Origin of the sequence: Kitasatospora sp. NPDC005748 (genome assembly GCF_040630735.1) — a bacterium.
Lineage (GTDB): Bacteria > Actinomycetota > Actinomycetes > Streptomycetales > Streptomycetaceae > Kitasatospora.
In genome coordinates, this window is the sequence record NZ_JBEXYD010000049.1 from 30,781 (window position 1) to 48,873 (window position 18,093).

An 18,093-nucleotide genomic window follows, 5' to 3' on the forward strand; every position below is an offset into this window, starting at 1 on the left:
AACCGGCCCGTCGTCGCCGCCTTTCTGGCGCACGGCTTCGCCGGTGCCGTCGCGGCCCGCTCGGCGACGACACCGTGACCAAGGCGGACCTGTCGACGCCGCGGTGGCCGCCGCACCCTCCTGGTGGCGCTGACACCCGCGGAGCGCGGGCTCCGTCGGCCGGCGGTCAGCCGTTGAGCGTCTTCATGTACTCCGGCGGGTACCGGTCGCCGGTGACCGCGCCGTGGGGTGCGACCGCCTCGATCGCGGCGATGTCCTCGGGGGTGAGGGCCACCTCGGTCGCGGCGACGTTCTCCTCCAGGTAGCTGCGGCGCTTGGTGCCGGGGATGGCGACGGCGCCCTGGTGCCGGACCCAGGCGAGCGCCAGCTGGGAGGGCGTCACGCCCTTGGCGGCGGCGATCCGGCGGACCTCGCGCACGACCTCCAGGTTGCGGTCGAAGTTCTTCCCCTGGAAGCGCGGATCCGTCCGGCGCCAGTCGTCCGCGGCGAAGTCGTCGGGGCTGGTGATCGCGCCGGAGAGGAAGCCGCGGCCCAGCGGGGAGTAGGCGACCAGACCGATGCCCAGCTCCCGCAGCGTCTCCCGCACCCCGTCGTGCTCGATGCCGCGCTCGAAGAGCGAGTACTCGGTCTGCACGGCGGTGAGCGGGTGGACGGCGTGGGCACGCCGGATGGTCCGCGCGGACGCCTCGCAGACGCCGATGTAGCGGATCTTGCCGGCGGCCACCAGCTCGGCCAGCGCGCCGACGGTCTCCTCGATCGGCACCCCGGGGTCGATGCGGTGCAGGTAGTACAGGTCGACGTAGTCCGTGCCCAGGTGCCGCAGCGACCGGTCGAGCGCCCGCCGCACGTACTCCGGGTGGCCGTTGAGCCCGGCCGCCCGACCGTCGTCCGCGAGCTCCACTCCGGTCTTGGTGGCCACCACCGCGTCCGCCCGGCGCCCGTGCAGCGCTTTGGCCAGCAGCTGCTCGTTGCGGAACGGTCCGTAGCTCTCGGCGGTGTCCAGCAGGGTGACGCCGAGCTCCAGCGCACGGTCGATGGTCGCCAGGGACTCGGCCTCGTCGGTGGCGCCGTAGAAGGCGCTCATCCCCATGCAGCCGAGACCCTGTACGCCTACGGTCAGGCCCTGGCTGCCCAGTGCTCGGTCTTCCATGATCTTCCCCTTACGTGACCGGTGACCGGTGACCGGTGACCGGTGACCGGTGACCGGTGACCGGTGACCGGTGACCGGTGACCGGTGACCGGTGACCGGCCGGCCCGGTGCGGGCCGGCGGCAGGTAGTTGACACCTGTACGTTACGCGCGCACCGGCCGTGACGCCCTCGGACGCCTCTCCGGCGCGCCCTCGGGCACGGGGAGCGCGCGAGGCCGGGAGCGCCTCGGCCGGAGCCCTGGGCAGTCGCCTTCCCGGTCTCCCGATGCCCAGTCAGAAACCCGCGCCGCGTGCCCAATTCTCCTGGGCCGGCGCCATGCGGACGGCCACTTGGAAACCTTCGTCCACGACGGCGCGAGCGGGCCGCTCTGGCACACCTGGCAGTACACCGCCGGTGACGACGGGAGCTGGTCGAACTTGCGGCCGCTCGCCGGCGGTGTCGCCGGAGCCCCGGTCGTCGCCCCGAACGCCGACGGCCGCCCGGAGGTCTTCGCCCCCTTCACCGGCGGCAGCATCCGGCACATCCGGCAGGTCACCGCCGGCTCGACCGCCTGGTCGGACTGGCAGTCACTCGGCAGTCCTCGACCGGCCGGCGCGGCCGAGCACGCGACCGGGCGACGGGGCGAGGGCATCCTCCCTCGGAACGGCAGGTCGGTCCGGGGGTGTGCACCAGAGGTCATATTCCACCCGGTTCGGTCAATATTTACTTTCCCGGATTCCCTCTGCATAGTGGCGCCTCGAAACAGTGGTGGATCGAGCCGAGAGGGCTTTCTTGTCTCAGATCAACGAGGTTGCCGCCCGCGAGGTGGAGCTTGAGCGGGTGCACGTCTCCGCCCTGGGCGACCTGTTCGACCAGCGGCTGGCCGGGGTGCGGGAGCAGCTGGCGCGCGTCCTCGCGGCGCCGTCCGACGGCGCGGGCGAGGTGTACGAGAGGGACTTGGCGGCCGAACAACTGGCGCGCGAGGTACGGCGGTTGGAAGGGGCCGAGGACGGGCTGGCCTTCGGCCGGATCGACCTGGCGGACGGGACCGTCCTGCGGATCGGGCGGCTGGGGCTGCAACGGGACTCCGACGAGCTGCCGGTACTGGTGGACTGGCGGGCCGAGGCCGCACGGCCGTTCTACGAGGCGACGCCGGTGCACCCGATGGGGCTGCGGCGACGGCGCCATCTGCGGCTGACGGGCCGGACGGTGGTGGGGGTGAGCGACGAACTGCTCGACGGCTCCGCACCGACCGAGCAGGACGTGGTCGGTGACGGTCCGTTGGCGGCGGCGCTCCAGGCCAGGCGGACCGGCCGGATGGGGGCGGCGGTCGCCACGCTCCAGGTCGAGCAGGACGCGATCGTCCGGTCGCCGCACCGCGGGGTGACGGTGGTGCAGGGCGGTCCGGGCACCGGGAAGACGGTGGTGGCGCTGCACCGGGCCGCGTACGTGCTGTACGCGTTCCCGAGGGCGGCCGAGCGCGGTGTGCTCGTGCTGGGGCCGAACGCGCGGTTCCTCGACTACATCTCCCAGGTGCTGCCCTCGCTCGGCGAGAACGACGTCGTCCTGGCGACGTGCGAGGAACTGGCGGGCGTCGCACCGGGCGCGGCGGACCCCTTCGAGGTGGCGCGCCTCAAGGGGAGTTCCGTACTCGCCGACGCGCTGGCCGCCGTGGTCCGGTCCCGGCAGGCCCCGGGCGGCGACTTCGAGGTCCGGGTCGGCCGGGAGTGGATCCGGCTCCCGGAGGCGGAGGTCGTCCGGGCCCGGGAGTCGGCGCGGAGCAACGGTCTCGCGCACAACCCGGCGCGCCGGCTGTTCAAGGAGCTGCTGGTCGACGCCCTCGTCGACGAGCTGGCCCGCAGCGGCGCCGAGGTACTGGAGGAGATCGACGCCCAGGTCGCCGAGCTGACCGGACTCGACCTCGACCGGGCCGCCGCGGCGGACCTGCGCCGCCTCGGTCTCGACGACGCGCCGGCCACCGGGGCCGACGAGTTCGACGCCGACGCCGTCCGCGCCGACCTGCTGGACGACGCCTCGCTCGACCGGGCCGTCGAAGACCTGTGGCCCCGGCTCACGCCGGGCCAGGTGGTCCACACCCTGCTGGCGGAGGTCGACGATCCGGCCGGGCACCTGCAGCGGTTCACGGACGCCCAGTTGGCCCTGCTGCGGCGCACTCCGGAGGCGCCCTGGACGGACGGCGACGTGCCGCTCCTCGACGAGGCGGCCGGCCTGGTCGACGGCCCGCCGGAGCAGACGTTCGGGCACGTCGTCGTCGACGAGGCGCAGGAACTCACCGCCATGCATTGGCGGATGATCGTGCGCCGCTGCCCGGGCCGGTCGATGACCCTGGTCGGGGACTTCGCCCAGGCGGGCCCGGCGACGGTGGCCCGGGACTGGAAGGAGGCGCTCGGCCCGGACCTCGGACGGCGCTACGACCTGCGCACCCTGACCGTCAGCTACCGGACCACCCAGGAGATCCTCGCCGTCACCGAGGACCTGCTCGCCCGGATCGCCCCGGACCGCACACCGATCCGCTCGATCCGGCACGGCGAGGTGCCGCGCACCCTCGCCGCGGCCCCCGCGTCGCTCGTCACCGCCCTCCTGCGGGAGCTGCGCGAGCAAGGCGCCGCGCACCCCGGCGAGTTGATCGGGGTGATCTGCGCCGACGACCGGACGGCGCAGCTCGCGGCCGCGGGCGTCGAACGGCACGCCCGGCTGGTGCCGGCCTCACAGGCGCGCGGGCTGGAGTTCGACACCGCCGTCGTGTTCGACCCGGACGGCATCACCGCCGCCCGCCCCGGCGGCGAACGCGACCTGTACGTCGCCCTCACCCGCGCCACCAAGCGCCTGTGCACCCTCGCCGCGAAGGCCACCGGCTGACACGGCCCGGCCCCGGCCGTCACCCGACGACCGGGGCCCGCCACCGCCGCCGTCAGACCACCCGACCGGGATCGTCGAGCCAGGCGTGCCAACCGCGTGGGGTGACGGTGAGACCGAGACGGTCGACGCCCGGTTCACCGGCCTCCCGCCACCAAGCCAGGGTCCTCTCGAACTCGTCCCACAGCCGACGACCACCGCACTGGCGGACCTGGTAGGCTTCCTCGCCGTCACGGAAGGTCGTGGCGGCCCAGGCCGGCGTGGTGAGGGAGTACAGCCACAGGGTGTGGCCGTCCTCGTGCGGCTGGACCGCGTGCGTCATGTCGCGCAGGCGCAGCCCGGCGACGAGCGGGAAAGGGGCGAACTTCCCGTGCGGAGGGAGCCCGACGGTGGTGTGGTGTTCCGCCACGGTGCCACCGGCCGCCGGGTGTTCGGGCCGGGCCAGGCGCTGGGAGCGCATCTTCATGAACTCGACCGGCTGCAGGAACAAGCCGGACGCGGTGCCGTCGTCGTGGACGGTGAGGCGGACTAGCGCGTCGGCGTTGGAGTAGTGCGTACCGAACGGCGCCAGGACGAGGCCGCCGACCCGGGTCTGCTCGATCCAGGCGTACGGAATCCGCCGGAGCCCGTACGTGGCGATGATCCGGTCGTAGGGAGCGCTTGGCCGCCAGCCGCCACGGCCGTCGGCGCACACCGTCCCCGGCCGGTAGCCGGCGCGCTCCAGCGCGGTGCGGGCCCGTGCGGACACCTCCGGGTCGATCTCGATGGTGACCACGTTCGCGTCGCCGAGCCGGTGGGCGAGCAGGGCGGCGTTCCAGCCCGTCCCGGTGCCCTGTTCCAGCACTCGCATCCCGGGCTCGACCTCGAGGTCGTCGAGCATGGTGGCAACCAGCGAGGGCATCGACGCGGAACTGGTCGCCACCGCGCCGGGTTCCCGTCCGGTGTGCCGGCCGTCGTCCCACTGGGTGACGACCGGGATGTCTGCGGCAGCGGCCGCGAGCCAGGCGGGCCCGTCGGCGACCCGGTCGACGGGCTGGGCGGTGCCGACGGCCATGTCGTACGCCCAGATCAGATCCGGCAGGAAGAGTGAGCGCGGGGCGGCGTCGAAGGCCGGCACCCACGCGTCGGGGACGGGGAAGGACCGCCCCGGCACGGAGCGGTCCTCCTGCTCGGACGCGAGCGTCACTTGCGGTGCCCTCCGTCGCCGGGGGGCGTGGTGCCGTCGGGCGACGGCGGATCGGGTGGCGGCGTCCAGGGGGTTCCGGGGTGCCTGTCACCACCGTTGCCGTTCCCACCTTCGGTGTTCTCGACCGTGTCCATCACCGGCTCCTCTCCACACGGGAATGGCCGCCGCTCCGCAGTCCCGGGGACCGGCGGTCCCCCGGGTCACCTCTCACGGAGCGGCACCTTTGACAGTACGGAGTGACGGATCGGTCACTCAACGCACTTGCGAGTTCTTGCGGGCCGTCATTCCGCCGGAATCGCACGCTCGATCAGAACCCGGGCCGCGTCGCCGCGCACGGCCATCCGTGACAGCTCGGCGAAGGCCTTCGCGTAGTCGGCCAGCTCGCGTGGCTGGGTGATGCTGATCTCAGCGGTCAGTGTCTCCACCGAACAACCGGCCGTGTCGAACAGGTAGAACGCCTCCAGCGGCCAGACCGCCCGCTCGGCGGCGAAGGGAACGATCCCCAGGCTCAGCGAGGGCAGCGGCATCATCGCCAGGAGATGGCGCAGTTGACCCGTCATCGCGATTCGGTCGCCGATGCGGTAGCGAAGGACCGATTCCTCCAGCACGACGACGAAGCGGTGACCGCCGCCGTACAGGAACCGGCCGCGGGCGACACGGGCGGCCACCGCGTCGCTGATGTCGTCGGTATAGCCCTTGAAGCGGGTGATGCCGGTCAGCAGCGCGGTGGCGTAGGCCGGAGTCTGCAGGAACCCGGGAACGACGTTGGACGCGTAGACCCGGAGCAGGGCGGTCTTCTCGTGGAGGCCGAGACTCTGCTCCTGGGTACGGGCCAGGCCACCACGGTGGCGGCGACGCCACTCCAGGTACATCGAGTCCACGGCGCGGGCGGTCGCGATCAGGTCTGGCACCTGGTCACCCGCGCCACAGGCCGCGCACCAGGCCCTGATGTCGTCCTCGGACGGAGCCTTGCGGCCGTTCAGGATGCGTGAGGTCTTGGACTCGTGCCAGCCGCAACGGGCGGCGAGCCGCTGCCCGTTCAGGCCTGCGTCCAGCATCAGCTCGCGCAGCCGCGCGGCGACAGCCCGCCGGGCGGCCTGGGCTGCGGAGGAGGGCGAGACGGACATGCGCGGGCGGCCGGAGGTGTCAGAGGACGTACTGGTCGTGTGGGATCGCACGGTCCCAGACGGCCTCGAACGCGTCGGCGCAGAGCTTCACCACGGCGGGATCGGTGGTGATCTGCTCATCCGGGTCGGACCACTGCCCGTCCCCGGCGAACAGGTTGAACAGCGCCACCCGGTCGTCGAAGAGCCAGAAGTCGTTGCCCGGCAGCGGGATGGGCGAGGCGAGACGGCGGGGAAGCCACCGGACCTGCTCGCCGGCCGCGAGATTGGTGAACGTCCCCGAGTGCAACCAGCGGGTGTAGTCGCTGACCGGCTCGGAGACGATCCGGGCCCGGCGCACCACCACGCCGCGGGCGGTGGTTTCCGCCATGCGGTCCAGCCACGGTCGCCACCACGAGGCCCGGTCCGCCGGATCGAGGCGGTGGCCGGCCTTCCACGCGGTGATCTTCTCTCGCTCGCCGCCGACGTTGTAGGAGTCCCGCATCTCCAGGTGGACGGCGCTGTGGCGGACACCGTCGAGCAGTGCGTCGAACGTCAGGTCATCGGCGCTCGGCGTCATCGCAGGCCTTCCGCAGGATCGGGATCATGCGAGCCGGGATACGGACCACGTTCTCCGGATCCGGAATGCCGGTCTCGTGGCCGGGCACCCACTCGGTCCCACCGATGGCGTCCAGCAGCGCGGTGTCGGCGCGCCAGCCCTGCACCACGATCTCGTCCGATGTCCTGTCCACCCAGACGGTGGGCGACCCCTTGTCCTCTGTCTCCGGGTCGATGCCGACGAACTCCAGGTGCACGACGCCCTCCCAGTACCAGATCGCTTGCCACGCCGTGCGCCACGGTTTCGCAGACATGACGACCCGTCAAGGGCGCGCGGCCGTAGACGTGCGCCCTTCCCGCGATCCCCTGGCGTGACAGGGGCGACGGAGCGCGACCGGCTCGGTATGGCACCAGCCGCGTTCGTCGGATCCTCAGCGGGCGAAGGTGGCGGCCCTGGCGGCGCGTTGGGCGAAGACGGTCTCGCGGCGGTCCGCCGTCTGTCGGAGTGCGTCCTTGCGGTCCCGCTTCGACAGCCGGTCCAGGTACGTGTGGCCGTCGAGGTGGTCGCTCTCGTGCTGCAGGCACCGGGCGAAGTAGCCGGTCCCCTCGATGACGAGCGGTTTGCCGTCCTGGTCGAACCCGCGCACGACGGCGTGGTCGGTGCGGGGGACGGCCATGGCGGCACCGGGCACGGAGAGGCAGCCCTCCATGTCGTCGACCAGTCGGCGGTCGCCCGGCTCCGGCAGCTCCAGGACCGGGTTGAGGATGTGGCCGACGTGCCGGATCCCGTCGTCGTCCGGGCAGTCGTAGACGAAGAGCCGCAGGTCGACGTCGACCTGGTTGGCGGCCAGGCCGGCGCCTTCGGCCACGTGCATGGTGAGGAACATGTCGTCGATCAGTGCCGACAGTTCGGGCGTGCCGAACTCGGTGACCTCCCGGCACGGGCGGTGCAGGATCTCCTCGCCCGCCTCCGTGACCCGGCGGACCGAGCCGCGTTCCGCCTCGGGTGACAGCGCCGGGTAGGAGTCCACCGGTCTGCCCTGGACCCGGACCCGCCGGTCGACGGGACCGGGCCGCTCGTGACGAACGGACATGCTGTCTCCCCCACTCACCCTCTGGCCCACCCTGCGATGGACCGCTTGCCAGTCACTTTGCAAAGTAGCAGACTTTGCAAAGTGACTGAAGAAGACGTCAACACCCCGCCCGGTCGGTCCCGGCGGGCCGAGGACCGGCTGCCCGCACACGAGGTCCGCACGGCCCTGCTGGAGCTGCTCGCCGAAGTCGGCACCGTCACGGCGACCGAGGCGGCGACGCGACTGGGGCACAGCTCCGGGCTCTGCTCGTTCCACCTGAGGCAGCTCGCCCGGCACGGACTCATCGAGGAAGCGCCGCACACCGGGGGCCGCGCACGGCCCTGGCGTCTGCGGCAGGAGGCGCCGGAGGCCAATGCGCCCTCGGCGGAGGAATTCGGCGACCTGGCCCGGGGGCTGGAGGACGAGAGCTGGCGACGATGGCTCGGCCAACGCGAGCTGGCGCCCGCCGCATGGCGGCACGACGAGGCGTTCAGTGCCGTCGCCTACCTGACGCCCGAGGAGATGAGCGGGGTCGCGGCCGCGGTCCGGCAGGCGCTCGCCCCCTACCAGCACCGCGAACAGCGCCCCTTGGCCCGGCCCGAGGGCGCCCGGCCGGTGGCCCTCATCACCCGGCTGTTCCCCCTGCTCCCCGATCAGCCGGGCGACGAGGGCCGGCGGGGCTGAGCGGCCGGCAACCGCCGGGCTCGGCATACTTGGCCGGACCCCGGACGCACCTGCCCTCCCCCGCGGTGCGTGGGGGCCGCCGGTGCGGATCGCCGACCCCCGAGGAGAGCCGTGTCCACCACCCCGCAGCCGGCGCCGGACGGCACGCCGGAGGTGACCCCGGCCGCGAGCCGGGCCCGCTGGCGGCAGGTGCGCGACCACCTGAACCGCCACCGCTTCGAGCTGACCCGGGCGGCCGCGGCCGAGCAGGCCGCCCGGCGGTTCGCGCCGGGCGGGCGGCTGCTGGCGCGCGAGCACTGGATTCCCGAGGCGCCCGTACCCCTGGAGCGGGTGCGGCTCCGGTGGCAGGAGCGGACCCCGGCCGCCCCCGTCGACGGCCGCGGCCCGGAGCTGGACGCCACCCGCGCCCGGCGCGACGACGGCACCCCGTACCCCTGCTACGCCGACGCCGTCCGCGACCTGGCCAGGCCGAAGCTGTTCGAGGACCGGAGTTGCTACCGCCTCCTGGCGGTGGCGCCGGACGCGGCCGCGCCCACGCTGACCTTCGGCCGCGGCACCTACTTCGACGTCATCAACGTCTGCGAGGCCGCCGCACACGAGTACGCCGCCGCCGCGCTGGCCGGGCCCGGCCGGCCCGTGCCGGCCGGCGGCGCCACGCCGCTGCGGGCCGCCCTCGGTGATCCCACCGATCTCGACCGGCGGCCGGTCATGACCGCCGTGAGCACCCTGGTCATCCGCCACGACCGGCGGACCGGCGCGGCCGAGTTCGTCCTGCACCGGCGCGACCCGGCCAAGGTCGCCACCGGCGGCGGCCTCTTCCAGGTCATGCCCGTGGGCATGTTCCAGGCCTCCCACGACGCGCCGTGGAACGAGGCCAACGACTTCGACCTGTGGCGCGCGGTCGTGCGCGAGCTCAGCGAGGAACTGCTCGGCGGCAGCGAGGACTACGGCAGCGGCGCGGCCCCGATCGACTACGCCGGGTGGCCGTTCAACCGGACCCTGACCGAGGCGCGCGCGGCCGGCACGCTCCGGGTGTCCTGGCTGGGCCTGGGCATGGACCCGCTCACCTTCGTCACCGACCTGCTGACCGTCGCGGTGTTCGAGGCCGAGCTGTTCGACACGGTGTTCGCGCGGATCGTCTCCACCAACGACGAGGGGCACCGCGTACGGCTGGACGACGGCGCCGGGCACGCGGTGGGGATCCCGTTCACCGCCGAACAGGTCGAGCGCCTCACCACCAGCGAGCCGATGCAGCCGGCGGGCGCGGAACTGCTCCACCTCGCCTGGCTGCACCGGGAGACGCTCCTGAACGGGCCCGCGTAGCCCCATGACCCGCGACCCGCGACCTCATGACCTCGTGGCCGCGTGATCGAGGGGCCCGGTTCCGTTGGCGGTGAGACGGGCCGTCGCGGCGGCCCGCGGCCCCCGGTTGCCCCGCGGGCGATCGGGAGCTTTAATAAATGAACAGGCATTTATTAATGAGGGGGTAGCGATGGCAGGACGTCCCCGAGGCGTGGACGACGTGGTGATCCTGCGCGCGACGGCCGAGGTGATCGGCCGGGTGGGCCCCGCCGGGCTGACGCTGGCCGCCGTGGCCCGCGAGGTCGGGCTGGTGCCCGGCACCCTCGTGCAGCGGTTCGGCTCCAAGCACGGCCTGCTGGTGGCGCTCGCCGAACAGTCCGTCAAGGACGCGGACGCGTTGCACGGCCGGGTGCGGGAGGCGCACCCATCGGTCCTCGGGGCACTGGCCGCGCTGGTCGTCGAGTCGATGGCTCCGATGGCCACGCCGGAGAGCTTCGCCAACCACCTGGCCTTCCTGTGCACGGATCTCACGGACCCGCAGCTCTACGAGCCCGCCCTGGCCGCCCACCGGGCCCAGGAACGAGTGATCCGGGCACTGCTGGCGGAGGCCGTCGCCGCCGGCGAACTCCGGGCCGGGACGGACGTCGCGGCGGTGGCCGGGTCCGTCCAGGCGGTCACCGCCGGCGTGGGCCTCGTCTGGGCGCTCGACCGCCGGGGCACCCTCGCGCAGCGGCTGCGCCGGGAGCTCGACGCCCTCCTGGCCCCGCACCAGCCACCCCGGCACCGCCACGACCTGGAGGAAGCATGACGAACGACACCCGGCCGCTGGCGGGGAAGGTGGCGCTGGTCGCCGGCGGGACCAGGGGCGGCGGGCGGGGCATCGCCGTCGAGCTCGGGGCGGCCGGCGCGACGGTGTACGTCACCGGCCGCAGCAGCACGGCCGGGCGCTCCGACCTGGACCGTCCGGAGACCGTCGAGGAGACCGCCGAGCGGATCACCGCCGCCGGCGGCGTCGGCATCCCCGTCCGCACCGACCACAGCCGCCCGGCGGAGGTCCGCGCCCTGGTCGACCGGATCGCGGCCGAACAGGACGGCCGGCTCGACGTCCTGGTCAACTCCGTATGGGGCGGGGACCAGCTGACGGACTGGACGCACCCGCTGTGGGAGCAGGACCTCGACACCGGCCTGCGGCTGCTGCGGCGGGCGGTGGAGACCCATGTGATCACCAGCCGCTTCGCACTGCCGCTGATGGTCGCGCGCCGGAGCGGTCTGGTCGTGGAGGTCACCGACGGCAACACCGCCCGCTACCGCGGCTCGTTCTTCTACGACCTCGCGAAGTCCGCGGTGATCCGCCTCGCCGTCGCGCAGGCCGCCGAGCTGAAGGCGCACGACGTCGCGGCCGTCGCGATCACGCCGGGCTTCCTGCGCTCGGAGGCCGTGCTGGAGCACTTCGGGGTGACGGAGGCCAACTGGCGCGACGGCGTCGCCCAGGACCCGAACTTCGCCCACTCGGAAACCCCCGCCTACCTGGGGCGGGCGGTCGCCGCGCTGGCCGCCGACCCCGCCGTCATGGCCAAGACCGGCCGGGCGCTCGCCACCTGGGGCCTCTACCGGGAGTACGGGTTCACCGACACCGACGGCACGCGACCGGACTTCGCCGCCCACTGGGCCGACTCCCTGGAGGCGGAGTTCGGGCCGCTGGGAGATCCGCTCTGACCGTCGCTCCGACCAGCCCGCCGTCCCGACCGTGGGCGCCCGCTCCGACGGGCCCGCCCTCCCGACCCGCCGCTGGGCGCCCGCTCGAACCGAGCGGGCGCCCAGTGGCTTCCCCGGGGCGGACACGGCGCCCGCGCGCCCGCCCGGCACCACGGCACGCCCCCCAGTTGAACATGTTCAAACCCGTGCGCCATGATGATCCCGAACGGGAGCCCCCGACCCCGACCGAGGGGTTCGGGCCACCCCGCCGTGCCCCGCCCTGCCCCGGCGCACCCGCGCTCGCCGGCAGCGGAAGAAAGGACCGTCCACCGTGCCGACTCCTTGGCAGACAAGGCTGACCGCCTCCGCGATCGCCCTGATGTGGGGCTACGAGGGTCTCTGGTGCAAGATCTTCCCCGGCCGCGCCGACCAGCGCGCCATCGTGGAGGGCCTGCCGTTCCTGCCCGGGAGCGCCGTGACGCCGCTGCTGATCACCATCGGCCTGGCCGAGCTGGCCCTCGGCGCCTGGGTGCTCAGCGGACGCCGGGCCAGGCTCGCCGCGATCGTCCAGACCCTGCTGGTCGTCGGGTTCAACACCGGCGGCCTGCTGTTCGGCGCCGACCGCATCCCCGAACCGGGCCGCCTCGTCGTCCAGGACATCGCCTTCCTGGCCCTGGTCTGGACCCTCCCCGCCGCCCGGCGCGACCGCACCCGCCCGATCGCGGTCGCCGCATGAGCACCGCCACGCCCTGGACCGAAGGCCGACTGCTCAGCCTCCAGACCCGCCGCCCGCGCGTCCTGTTCGGCCGGATGTACGAGGACCCGGCCGTCGAACTCGGCGCGTTCCCGGCACCGGGCGCCCGCGTGCTCTGCATCGCCTCGGCCGGCGACACCGCCGCCGCACTGGCCGTCGCCGGGTACGAGGTCACCGCCATCGACCTCAACCCCGTCCAGCTCGCCTACGCCCGCGGCCGGCTCACCACCGCCGCGCCCGCGGCCACCGGCTCCGCGGAACACCTGCTCGCCGCGGGCCGGGCGGCGGCCGCCGCCGTCCTCCCCGCCTGGCGACCCGCCGCCCTGGAACGCTTCCTGCGCCTGGACGACCCCGCCGCCCAGGCCCGCCACTGGCGCCACCGGCTCGACGGACCCGGCCTGCGCCTGCTGCTCGCCGCCGCCCTGCGCCCCGCCGGCACGCTCGCCACCGCCGTGCGGCCCGCCTTCCGGGACGTCCTGCCCCACCGCTTCGACAGCGCCCTGCGGGCCCGGCTGGCCCGCGGGGTCGCCCGCCACCCCAACGCCGACAACCCCTACGCCTGGCGCCTGCTCCTCGGCCGCGACCTGCCCGGGCCGCCCGCCACCCCCGCCGAACCGGCCGCGGCCCCCGTCCGGCTGCTCGTCGGCGACGTCCTCGACCACCTCGAACGCTCCCCCGCCGGCCACTACGACGCCGTCACCCTCTCCAACGTCCTGGACGGCCCCGGCCCGGCCTTCGCCCGGCGCCTGCGCGCCGCCGTCCAGCACGCCGTCCGCCCCGGCGGAACCGCCGTCCTGCGCAGCATCCGCGAACCGGGCCGCGCCGGCCCGGGCGCCGCCGCCGAGGACCGCTCCCTGCTCTGGGGCGTCATCCGGGTGCTCCGGCTCTGAGGGCCCCCGGTTCCGAGGACCACTCAGCTCCGAAGACCACCCGGCTCCGAAGGCCCACCGGCTCTCAAGACCCCGGCTCTGAAAGCCCCGGCCCGCAAGGCCCCCGGTTCTGAAGACCACCCACCGCTTCGCGCCCACCACCGGAGTCGACCGTGCGACACCTGCTCCAACGCCACCCCTTCCCGATGCGCACCCACTTCGCGCACTCCCTCGTCCTCACCTACGCCCTCCCGCCGCACCTCCTCGCGCCCCTCGTGCCGCCCGGCCTCGCCCTCGACACCTACACCGACCCCACCGGCACCGAACACGGCTTCGTCGCCGCCGCCGTCGTCGACACCCGCGCACTGCGCCCGGCCGCCCTGCCCGCCCGCCTCGGCCGCGACTTCATCCTCACCGGCTACCGGATCTTCACCCGGTTCCCCACCCCGGGCGGGCGCACCATGCGCGGACTGCGGATCCTGCGCTCCGACACCGACAACCGGCTGATGGCCGCCGGCGGCAACCTCTTCTCCCGCTACCACTACCGCTCCGCCAGGATCGGCACCCGGGTACTCGGCGACACCCTGGAGTTCAAGGTGCTCAGCACCGACGGCCGCGCCGACCTGCATGTGCGCGCCGACCTCGCGAGCAGCCCCGCACCCCTACCGCCCGGCAGTCCGTTCGCCGACGCCCGGGCCGCGCGCCGGTTCGCCGGACCACTGCCCTACACCTTCGAGTACGAGCCGGAAACCCGCTCCATGATCGTCGTCAAGGCCACCCGCACCCACTGGGACCCCGTCCCGGTGGCGGTCGAGGTCCCCCGGCTGACCTTCTTCGACCACGACCCCTTCACCGGCAGCCGCCCCGTCCTCGCCAACGCCTTCCACGTCGCCGACGTCGACTACGGCTGGGAGGCCGGCCACCGCCGTGCCCTCGACGGAGCCCGCCGATGAACGCCCGGCCCGCCGGGCCCGCGCGGCGCCCCTCGGGTGTCCGCGAGGTGATCCGCTACAACTGGCCGATGTACGCCGCCGGCGCCGTCACCGCCGCCACCGGCTGGGCGCTGGCCCGTCACCTCCCCGGCCGGCCCGCCGCCCTCGCCCGCGCCGCCTCGGCCGGCGCCGCCGCGCTCCTCACCACCAGCACCCTGGCCACCTGGCACGTCTACGACCGCTCCGAACTCCACTCCTACGACTGGCTGTCCGAATTGCTCCCCGACGGCCCGGGCGACCACCTGGTCGTCTGCACCGGACTCGACGAGGCCAGCCGGCCGGTCGCCGCCCGGTACCCCACCGCCCGCCAGCTCGTCGCCGACCTCTACGACCCGGCCCTGACCACCGAGGGCTCGATCCGGCGCGCCCGTCGCCACGCCCCGCCCGCCCCCGGCACCGTCTCCGCCCGCCCCGACGCCCTGCCCGCCGCCACCGGCTCCCTCGACACCGTGCTCACCGTCCTCGCCGCCCACGAACTGCGTCGGCCCGCCGACCGCACGGCACTGTTCACCGAGGCCGTCCGCACCCTGCGGCCCGGCGGTACCCTGCTGCTGGTGGAGCACCTGCGCGACCTCGCCAACACCGCCGCCTACGGCCCGGGCGCCTGGCACTTCCAGCCGCGCGCCACCTGGCTGCGGCACGCCGCCGAGGCCGGACTGCACCCGGCCGCCGAACGCCGGATCGCCACACTGATCACCGCCTTCGCCTTCCGGAGTCCCGCCGCATGACCGAACTGTTCACCCTGGAAGCTCAGTTGAGGCTGGTCGGCGCGGCCCTGGTCGGCATGGGCCTGTTCCACGCCGTCCTGCCGCGCATCGTCCAGTGGCCGGCCGACCTGTCCGGCGCCAGCCTGCTGACCCGCCAGGTCTCCTACGTCCACCTCTTCTTCATCGCGCTGACCTGCGCGCTGCTCGGCCTGATGCCGCTCTGCCTGGCCGCCGACCTCCTCGCCGGCACCCGCCTGGGCACCGCCCTGCTGGCCGGGCAGACGCTCTTCTGGGGCCTGCGCTGGCTGTTCGAGTTCGCCGTCTTCTCCCCCAGGCTCTGGCGCGGCGACCCCCTGCGGACCGCCGCGCACATCGGCCTCTCGGTCCTCTGGACCTGGGTCGCCGCGGTCTTCGCGCTCGCCCTCTGGCGGGTCCTCTAGGGTCCGTGCCGAAGCCCCGGCGGGCGGCTCCCGCCCCGACGACCACCCGGCGGAACCGCCTGTGACGGGACCGTCGTCCGGTCCCGCCCGAGTCGCGCGGAACGGACCGACCCCCGGGCCCGTTCCCTGCGACCGCGCCTCGTAGGCCGATCCGCGGTGGAGCACTCGCCCGCCGCGCCATTCCTTGACGGCTCCTCCGATGAGGCCGCGGACGAAGAGGCGTTGGAGGAGGACGAAGCCGATGACGACGGGGACGGCGGCGAGGACGGAGCCGGCCGTCAGGAGGTCCCAGCGGGGATCGAACCGGTTCTGGAAGCGGGCGAGTCCGACGGGCAGGGTGCGGAGTACTCCGCCGGGCGGAAGGACCCGCCGCGGCGGCGGCCGGGCGGGCCGGTGGTGGCCGGTCCGGCGGCGCCGGCTCGCGGGGCACGGGGTGAAGGTATTCGATATACGAAACCACCTCACGGCGCCTTCGGGCACCAAACGGGACACAGTGCCACCGGGCCGTTCGTCGCCGGAGAGATATCGCATACGATGAACGAATGAGCAAGAAGGGCTGGGCTGAGCCGATACCGCCCGTGAAGAGCAAGGCCGACCTCGTCTACGGCAGCCTGCACGACGCGATCGCCCGGGGCGACCTGCGTCCGGGCCAGCGCATCAACATGGACGAGCTGGCCCGCAACCTCGGCGTGAGCAAGATCCCCGTCCGCGAGGCCGTCAAGCGCCTGGAGGCCGACGGCCTGGTCGTCTCCCGCGTGCACGCCGGTGTCACCGTCGCCGAGATCGACAAGACCGAGATGCGCGGGGTCTTCCTCGCCCGGGAGGCCATCGAGGGGCTGGTCGCCCGGCTGGCGGCCGAGCGGGTCACCGACGCCCTGCTGGCCGACCTCGACGCGGCCCAGCACGACATGCGCGCCGCCCTGGCCACCGGAGCGGTCGGCCGGCTGCCCGAGCACAACTCGGAGTTCCACCGCGCACTGGCCCGGGCCGGCGGCTACCGCGTCCTCGGCGAGCTCGCCGAGCAGCTCCTGCTGACCATCCGCCGGCACCGAATCACCGCCCCGATGGACCTCCACAACTGGAAGGCCGTCATCGAGGAGCACGACACGATCATCGCCGCGCTGCGCAGCGGGGACCCGGAGGCGGCCGAGCGGGCCGCGCGGGCCCACATCGGCTCGCAGGCCGACCACGAGGTGGCCGAGGAGGACTGAAACGGCCCCGGACGGACGGCGGCCCCGCCCTTCCACCCCGCCGAGCGCGGCGGGGCGGAAGGGCGGGGCCGGATCGTCGTCGGTCAGCGGGCGCTGCCGAGGTCGCGGTCCTCCTCGTCGCCCCGGAGCATCAGGGTGGTCTCCTCCAGGCGGCGGAACCGGCCGTCGGCGGCGAACTCGGCGAACACGTACACCTCCATGCGCACGGTGGAGCCGTCGGTCTTGGTGACGTCGACCACGTGGCGGTCGGCGTAGCGGTCCCCCTGGACCAGCTCGTCGAGGACCTCGACGCGGCCGCTCGCGACGACCTCGCGCAGGTGGGCGATGTGGGCGGTGAACTCCGCCCGGTCCGCCCAGCTGCCGTCGGTGCGCTGGCGGTAGTCGGGGGCGAAGTGCCGGTCGACGGCCTCGGCCAGGTCGAGCCCGGGGGTGAAGAGCAGGTCGGTGAGCGCGGTGGCGATGTCGGTTCGCGTGGCGGTGGTCATGACGGGTCCCCTTGGGCGTCGGAGTGACGCGTGAGCGTCGGAGTGACGAGACTTTGCGTGCGTCGAGCACGCATCTGAACAGTACCCCATGGTGCGTGCGTTGCGCACGCTATTCTTGGACGCATGCCGAACGACGTGGGACACGAGATCGCCGACGCACTTGCCGTCGTCCTCCGACGCAGCTCTCGCACACACCTCTACGAGCTCCTGACCAGCGGCCTGGACGGGGCGCTGGACGCCGTCACCTACCCCGTCCTCAGCGCGCTCGCCCGCACCGGGCCGTGCAGCGCCGCCAGACTCGCCGAGGAGATCGGCCTCGACCGCTCGGGCGTCACCCGCCGCGCCAGCCGCCTCGAAGAGGCCGGCCTGCTGCGCCGCGTCCCCGACCCCGACGACGGGCGCGCGACGCTGCTGACCCTCACCGACGCCGGAGAGCGCGTCATCCGGACCACGCGCGAGCGCCTCGCCGCCCACATCGAGGCCTCGCTGGCCGACTGGCCCGCCGACGAGGCCCGGGCCTTCGCCCGCGGCTTCCACCGCTTCGTCACGGGCAGCCTGCTCCGACCGGAGTGACGCGGCCGGGGTACGGGCCTGGGTACGGCTAGCGCCGCATCAGACAGCCTTCGCCCTGTTCAGCGGACGACATCGTGATTTCGCCCCGGCTACGGGCTCTGGTGTCGACGACCTTAGGGTGGGGCTCCAGCTGGTCTGATGAGGAGCGAGTTGCGCAGATGTCTTCGGAGAGGGAACGACGGCGGATCCTTCGCGACGCCTACAAGGCAGAGCGCAAGCGTGATGAGTGGAACCTGCTCGGCATCGACCGTGAACAGCTCGACGGCCTCCTCGGTCACGTCGAAGAGCGTCTCGCGGAGACCGGATGTGATCACACGCTGAGGCACTCCCGTTCCTGGGCCGACTCCTGTTCAGTGGCGTGGCCCGAGCTGGAAGCGGGCCTGCTGGCCGATGGCGGCGGTTGCGACTGCGAGGTGCTCGCGAACGTGGATCCAGACGAACGGGTCTGATGCGGC

General features: G+C 73.8%; 20 protein-coding genes. 13 read left to right on the top strand and 7 right to left on the bottom strand.

The window, feature by feature from the left end:
• Positions 1-166: 166 nt before the first annotated feature.
• Complete coding sequence (locus ABZ495_RS27790) at positions 167-1,150, bottom strand: aldo/keto reductase (protein WP_359838655.1); 984 nt, start codon at positions 1,148-1,150, stop codon at positions 167-169.
• A gap of 771 nt (positions 1,151-1,921) precedes the next feature.
• On the opposite strand from ABZ495_RS27790, the gene ABZ495_RS27795 reads away from it, so the two are divergent.
• Positions 1,922-4,009, top strand: coding sequence for an ATP-dependent DNA helicase (locus tag ABZ495_RS27795; protein ID WP_359838657.1), 2,088 nt, complete (start codon positions 1,922-1,924; stop codon positions 4,007-4,009).
• A gap of 52 nt (positions 4,010-4,061) precedes the next feature.
• Here ABZ495_RS27795 and ABZ495_RS27800 read toward each other — a convergent pair whose 3' ends face one another.
• The 5 genes from ABZ495_RS27800 to def form a co-directional block, all read right to left on the bottom strand.
• Positions 4,062-5,192 (bottom strand): methyltransferase domain-containing protein, encoded by a 1,131-nt coding sequence (locus ABZ495_RS27800; RefSeq protein WP_359838659.1) that lies wholly within the window; start codon positions 5,190-5,192, stop codon positions 4,062-4,064.
• 281 nt (positions 5,193-5,473) lie between these two features.
• On the bottom strand, positions 5,474-6,319 hold the full coding sequence (locus ABZ495_RS27805; protein WP_359838661.1) for a helix-turn-helix transcriptional regulator: 846 nt from the start codon (positions 6,317-6,319) through the stop codon (positions 5,474-5,476).
• Positions 6,320-6,338: 19 nt separating this feature from the next.
• Positions 6,339-6,875 (bottom strand): DUF6879 family protein, encoded by a 537-nt coding sequence (locus tag ABZ495_RS27810; RefSeq protein WP_359838663.1) that lies wholly within the window; start codon positions 6,873-6,875, stop codon positions 6,339-6,341.
• Positions 6,856-7,110 carry a hypothetical protein gene (locus ABZ495_RS27815; RefSeq protein WP_359838691.1) on the bottom strand — a complete coding sequence of 85 codons (255 nt, stop codon included), beginning with the start codon at positions 7,108-7,110 and terminating at the stop codon, positions 6,856-6,858. Before ABZ495_RS27815 ends, ABZ495_RS27810 begins: the two co-directional genes overlap by 20 nt.
• 174 nt (positions 7,111-7,284) lie before the next feature.
• The gene (gene def, locus ABZ495_RS27820; RefSeq protein WP_359838665.1) at positions 7,285-7,947 is read right to left on the bottom strand and encodes a peptide deformylase; all 663 of its coding nucleotides are present in this window, start codon (positions 7,945-7,947) and stop codon (positions 7,285-7,287) included.
• A gap of 81 nt (positions 7,948-8,028) precedes the next feature.
• On the opposite strand from def, the gene ABZ495_RS27825 reads away from it, so the two are divergent.
• The 10 genes from ABZ495_RS27825 (at position 8,029) to ABZ495_RS27870 (ending at position 16,580) form a co-directional block, all read left to right on the top strand.
• Entirely contained in the window at positions 8,029-8,610 is a 582-nt protein-coding gene (locus ABZ495_RS27825) for a helix-turn-helix domain-containing protein (protein WP_359808561.1), read from the top strand.
• Between the two features lie 111 nt (positions 8,611-8,721).
• Positions 8,722-9,933 (top strand): XRE family transcriptional regulator, encoded by a 1,212-nt coding sequence (locus tag ABZ495_RS27830; RefSeq protein ID WP_359808563.1) that lies wholly within the window; start codon positions 8,722-8,724, stop codon positions 9,931-9,933.
• A gap of 169 nt (positions 9,934-10,102) precedes the next feature.
• Positions 10,103-10,720 (top strand): helix-turn-helix domain-containing protein, encoded by a 618-nt coding sequence (locus ABZ495_RS27835; RefSeq protein WP_359838667.1) that lies wholly within the window; start codon positions 10,103-10,105, stop codon positions 10,718-10,720.
• Positions 10,717-11,628 (top strand): SDR family oxidoreductase, encoded by a 912-nt coding sequence (locus tag ABZ495_RS27840; protein WP_359838669.1) that lies wholly within the window; start codon positions 10,717-10,719, stop codon positions 11,626-11,628. Before ABZ495_RS27835 ends, ABZ495_RS27840 begins: the two co-directional genes overlap by 4 nt.
• A gap of 310 nt (positions 11,629-11,938) precedes the next feature.
• Positions 11,939-12,343: a DoxX-like family protein gene (locus ABZ495_RS27845; protein ID WP_359838671.1), complete on the top strand. Its 405-nt coding sequence runs from the start codon at positions 11,939-11,941 to the stop codon at positions 12,341-12,343.
• Positions 12,340-13,251 carry a hypothetical protein gene (locus ABZ495_RS27850; protein ID WP_359838673.1) on the top strand — a complete coding sequence of 304 codons (912 nt, stop codon included), beginning with the start codon at positions 12,340-12,342 and terminating at the stop codon, positions 13,249-13,251. The genes ABZ495_RS27845 and ABZ495_RS27850 overlap by 4 nt, the downstream gene beginning before the upstream one ends.
• Positions 13,252-13,403: 152 nt before the next feature.
• The gene (locus ABZ495_RS27855) at positions 13,404-14,183 is read left to right on the top strand and encodes a DUF2071 domain-containing protein (protein ID WP_359838675.1); all 780 of its coding nucleotides are present in this window, start codon (positions 13,404-13,406) and stop codon (positions 14,181-14,183) included.
• On the top strand, positions 14,180-14,950 hold the full coding sequence (locus tag ABZ495_RS27860) for a class I SAM-dependent methyltransferase (RefSeq protein ID WP_359838676.1): 771 nt from the start codon (positions 14,180-14,182) through the stop codon (positions 14,948-14,950). The genes ABZ495_RS27855 and ABZ495_RS27860 overlap by 4 nt, the downstream gene beginning before the upstream one ends.
• Positions 14,947-15,369: a hypothetical protein gene (locus ABZ495_RS27865; protein ID WP_359811722.1), complete on the top strand. Its 423-nt coding sequence runs from the start codon at positions 14,947-14,949 to the stop codon at positions 15,367-15,369. Before ABZ495_RS27860 ends, ABZ495_RS27865 begins: the two co-directional genes overlap by 4 nt.
• Positions 15,370-15,911: 542 nt before the next feature.
• Positions 15,912-16,580 carry a GntR family transcriptional regulator gene (locus tag ABZ495_RS27870; protein WP_359811725.1) on the top strand — a complete coding sequence of 223 codons (669 nt, stop codon included), beginning with the start codon at positions 15,912-15,914 and terminating at the stop codon, positions 16,578-16,580.
• Between the two features lie 83 nt (positions 16,581-16,663).
• On the opposite strand, the gene ABZ495_RS27875 is transcribed toward ABZ495_RS27870, so the two are convergent.
• Positions 16,664-17,065 carry a nuclear transport factor 2 family protein gene (locus ABZ495_RS27875; RefSeq protein WP_359811728.1) on the bottom strand — a complete coding sequence of 134 codons (402 nt, stop codon included), beginning with the start codon at positions 17,063-17,065 and terminating at the stop codon, positions 16,664-16,666.
• A gap of 123 nt (positions 17,066-17,188) precedes the next feature.
• On the opposite strand from ABZ495_RS27875, the gene ABZ495_RS27880 reads away from it, so the two are divergent.
• Both ABZ495_RS27880 and ABZ495_RS27885 read left to right on the top strand, forming a co-directional pair.
• Complete coding sequence (locus ABZ495_RS27880; protein ID WP_359811730.1) at positions 17,189-17,638, top strand: MarR family transcriptional regulator; 450 nt, start codon at positions 17,189-17,191, stop codon at positions 17,636-17,638.
• A 158-nt stretch (positions 17,639-17,796) separates the two neighbouring features.
• Complete coding sequence (locus tag ABZ495_RS27885) at positions 17,797-18,087, top strand: DUF2695 domain-containing protein (RefSeq protein ID WP_359838678.1); 291 nt, start codon at positions 17,797-17,799, stop codon at positions 18,085-18,087.
• Positions 18,088-18,093 lie beyond the last annotated feature (6 nt).

What these genes read in the sequence shown, in the direction of transcription:
- ABZ495_RS27805 (WP_359838661.1), bottom strand. Translation starts at nt 6,319, where the DNA reads ATGTCCGTCTCGCCCTCCTCCGCAGCCCAGGCCGCCCGGCGGGCTGTC.
- ABZ495_RS27885 (WP_359838678.1), top strand. Translation starts at nt 17,797, where the DNA reads ATGTCTTCGGAGAGGGAACGACGGCGGATCCTTCGCGACGCCTACAAG.
- ABZ495_RS27835 (WP_359838667.1), top strand. Translation starts at nt 10,103, where the DNA reads ATGGCAGGACGTCCCCGAGGCGTGGACGACGTGGTGATCCTGCGCGCG.
- ABZ495_RS27875 (WP_359811728.1), bottom strand. Translation starts at nt 17,065, where the DNA reads ATGACCACCGCCACGCGAACCGACATCGCCACCGCGCTCACCGACCTG.
- ABZ495_RS27860 (WP_359838676.1), top strand. Translation starts at nt 14,180, where the DNA reads ATGAACGCCCGGCCCGCCGGGCCCGCGCGGCGCCCCTCGGGTGTCCGC.
- ABZ495_RS27840 (WP_359838669.1), top strand. Translation starts at nt 10,717, where the DNA reads ATGACGAACGACACCCGGCCGCTGGCGGGGAAGGTGGCGCTGGTCGCC.
- ABZ495_RS27810 (WP_359838663.1), bottom strand. Translation starts at nt 6,875, where the DNA reads ATGACGCCGAGCGCCGATGACCTGACGTTCGACGCACTGCTCGACGGT.
- ABZ495_RS27850 (WP_359838673.1), top strand. Translation starts at nt 12,340, where the DNA reads ATGAGCACCGCCACGCCCTGGACCGAAGGCCGACTGCTCAGCCTCCAG.
- ABZ495_RS27865 (WP_359811722.1), top strand. Translation starts at nt 14,947, where the DNA reads ATGACCGAACTGTTCACCCTGGAAGCTCAGTTGAGGCTGGTCGGCGCG.
- ABZ495_RS27880 (WP_359811730.1), top strand. Translation starts at nt 17,189, where the DNA reads ATGCCGAACGACGTGGGACACGAGATCGCCGACGCACTTGCCGTCGTC.
- ABZ495_RS27790 (WP_359838655.1), bottom strand. Translation starts at nt 1,150, where the DNA reads ATGGAAGACCGAGCACTGGGCAGCCAGGGCCTGACCGTAGGCGTACAG.
- def (WP_359838665.1), bottom strand. Translation starts at nt 7,947, where the DNA reads ATGTCCGTTCGTCACGAGCGGCCCGGTCCCGTCGACCGGCGGGTCCGG.
- ABZ495_RS27870 (WP_359811725.1), top strand. Translation starts at nt 15,912, where the DNA reads ATGAGCAAGAAGGGCTGGGCTGAGCCGATACCGCCCGTGAAGAGCAAG.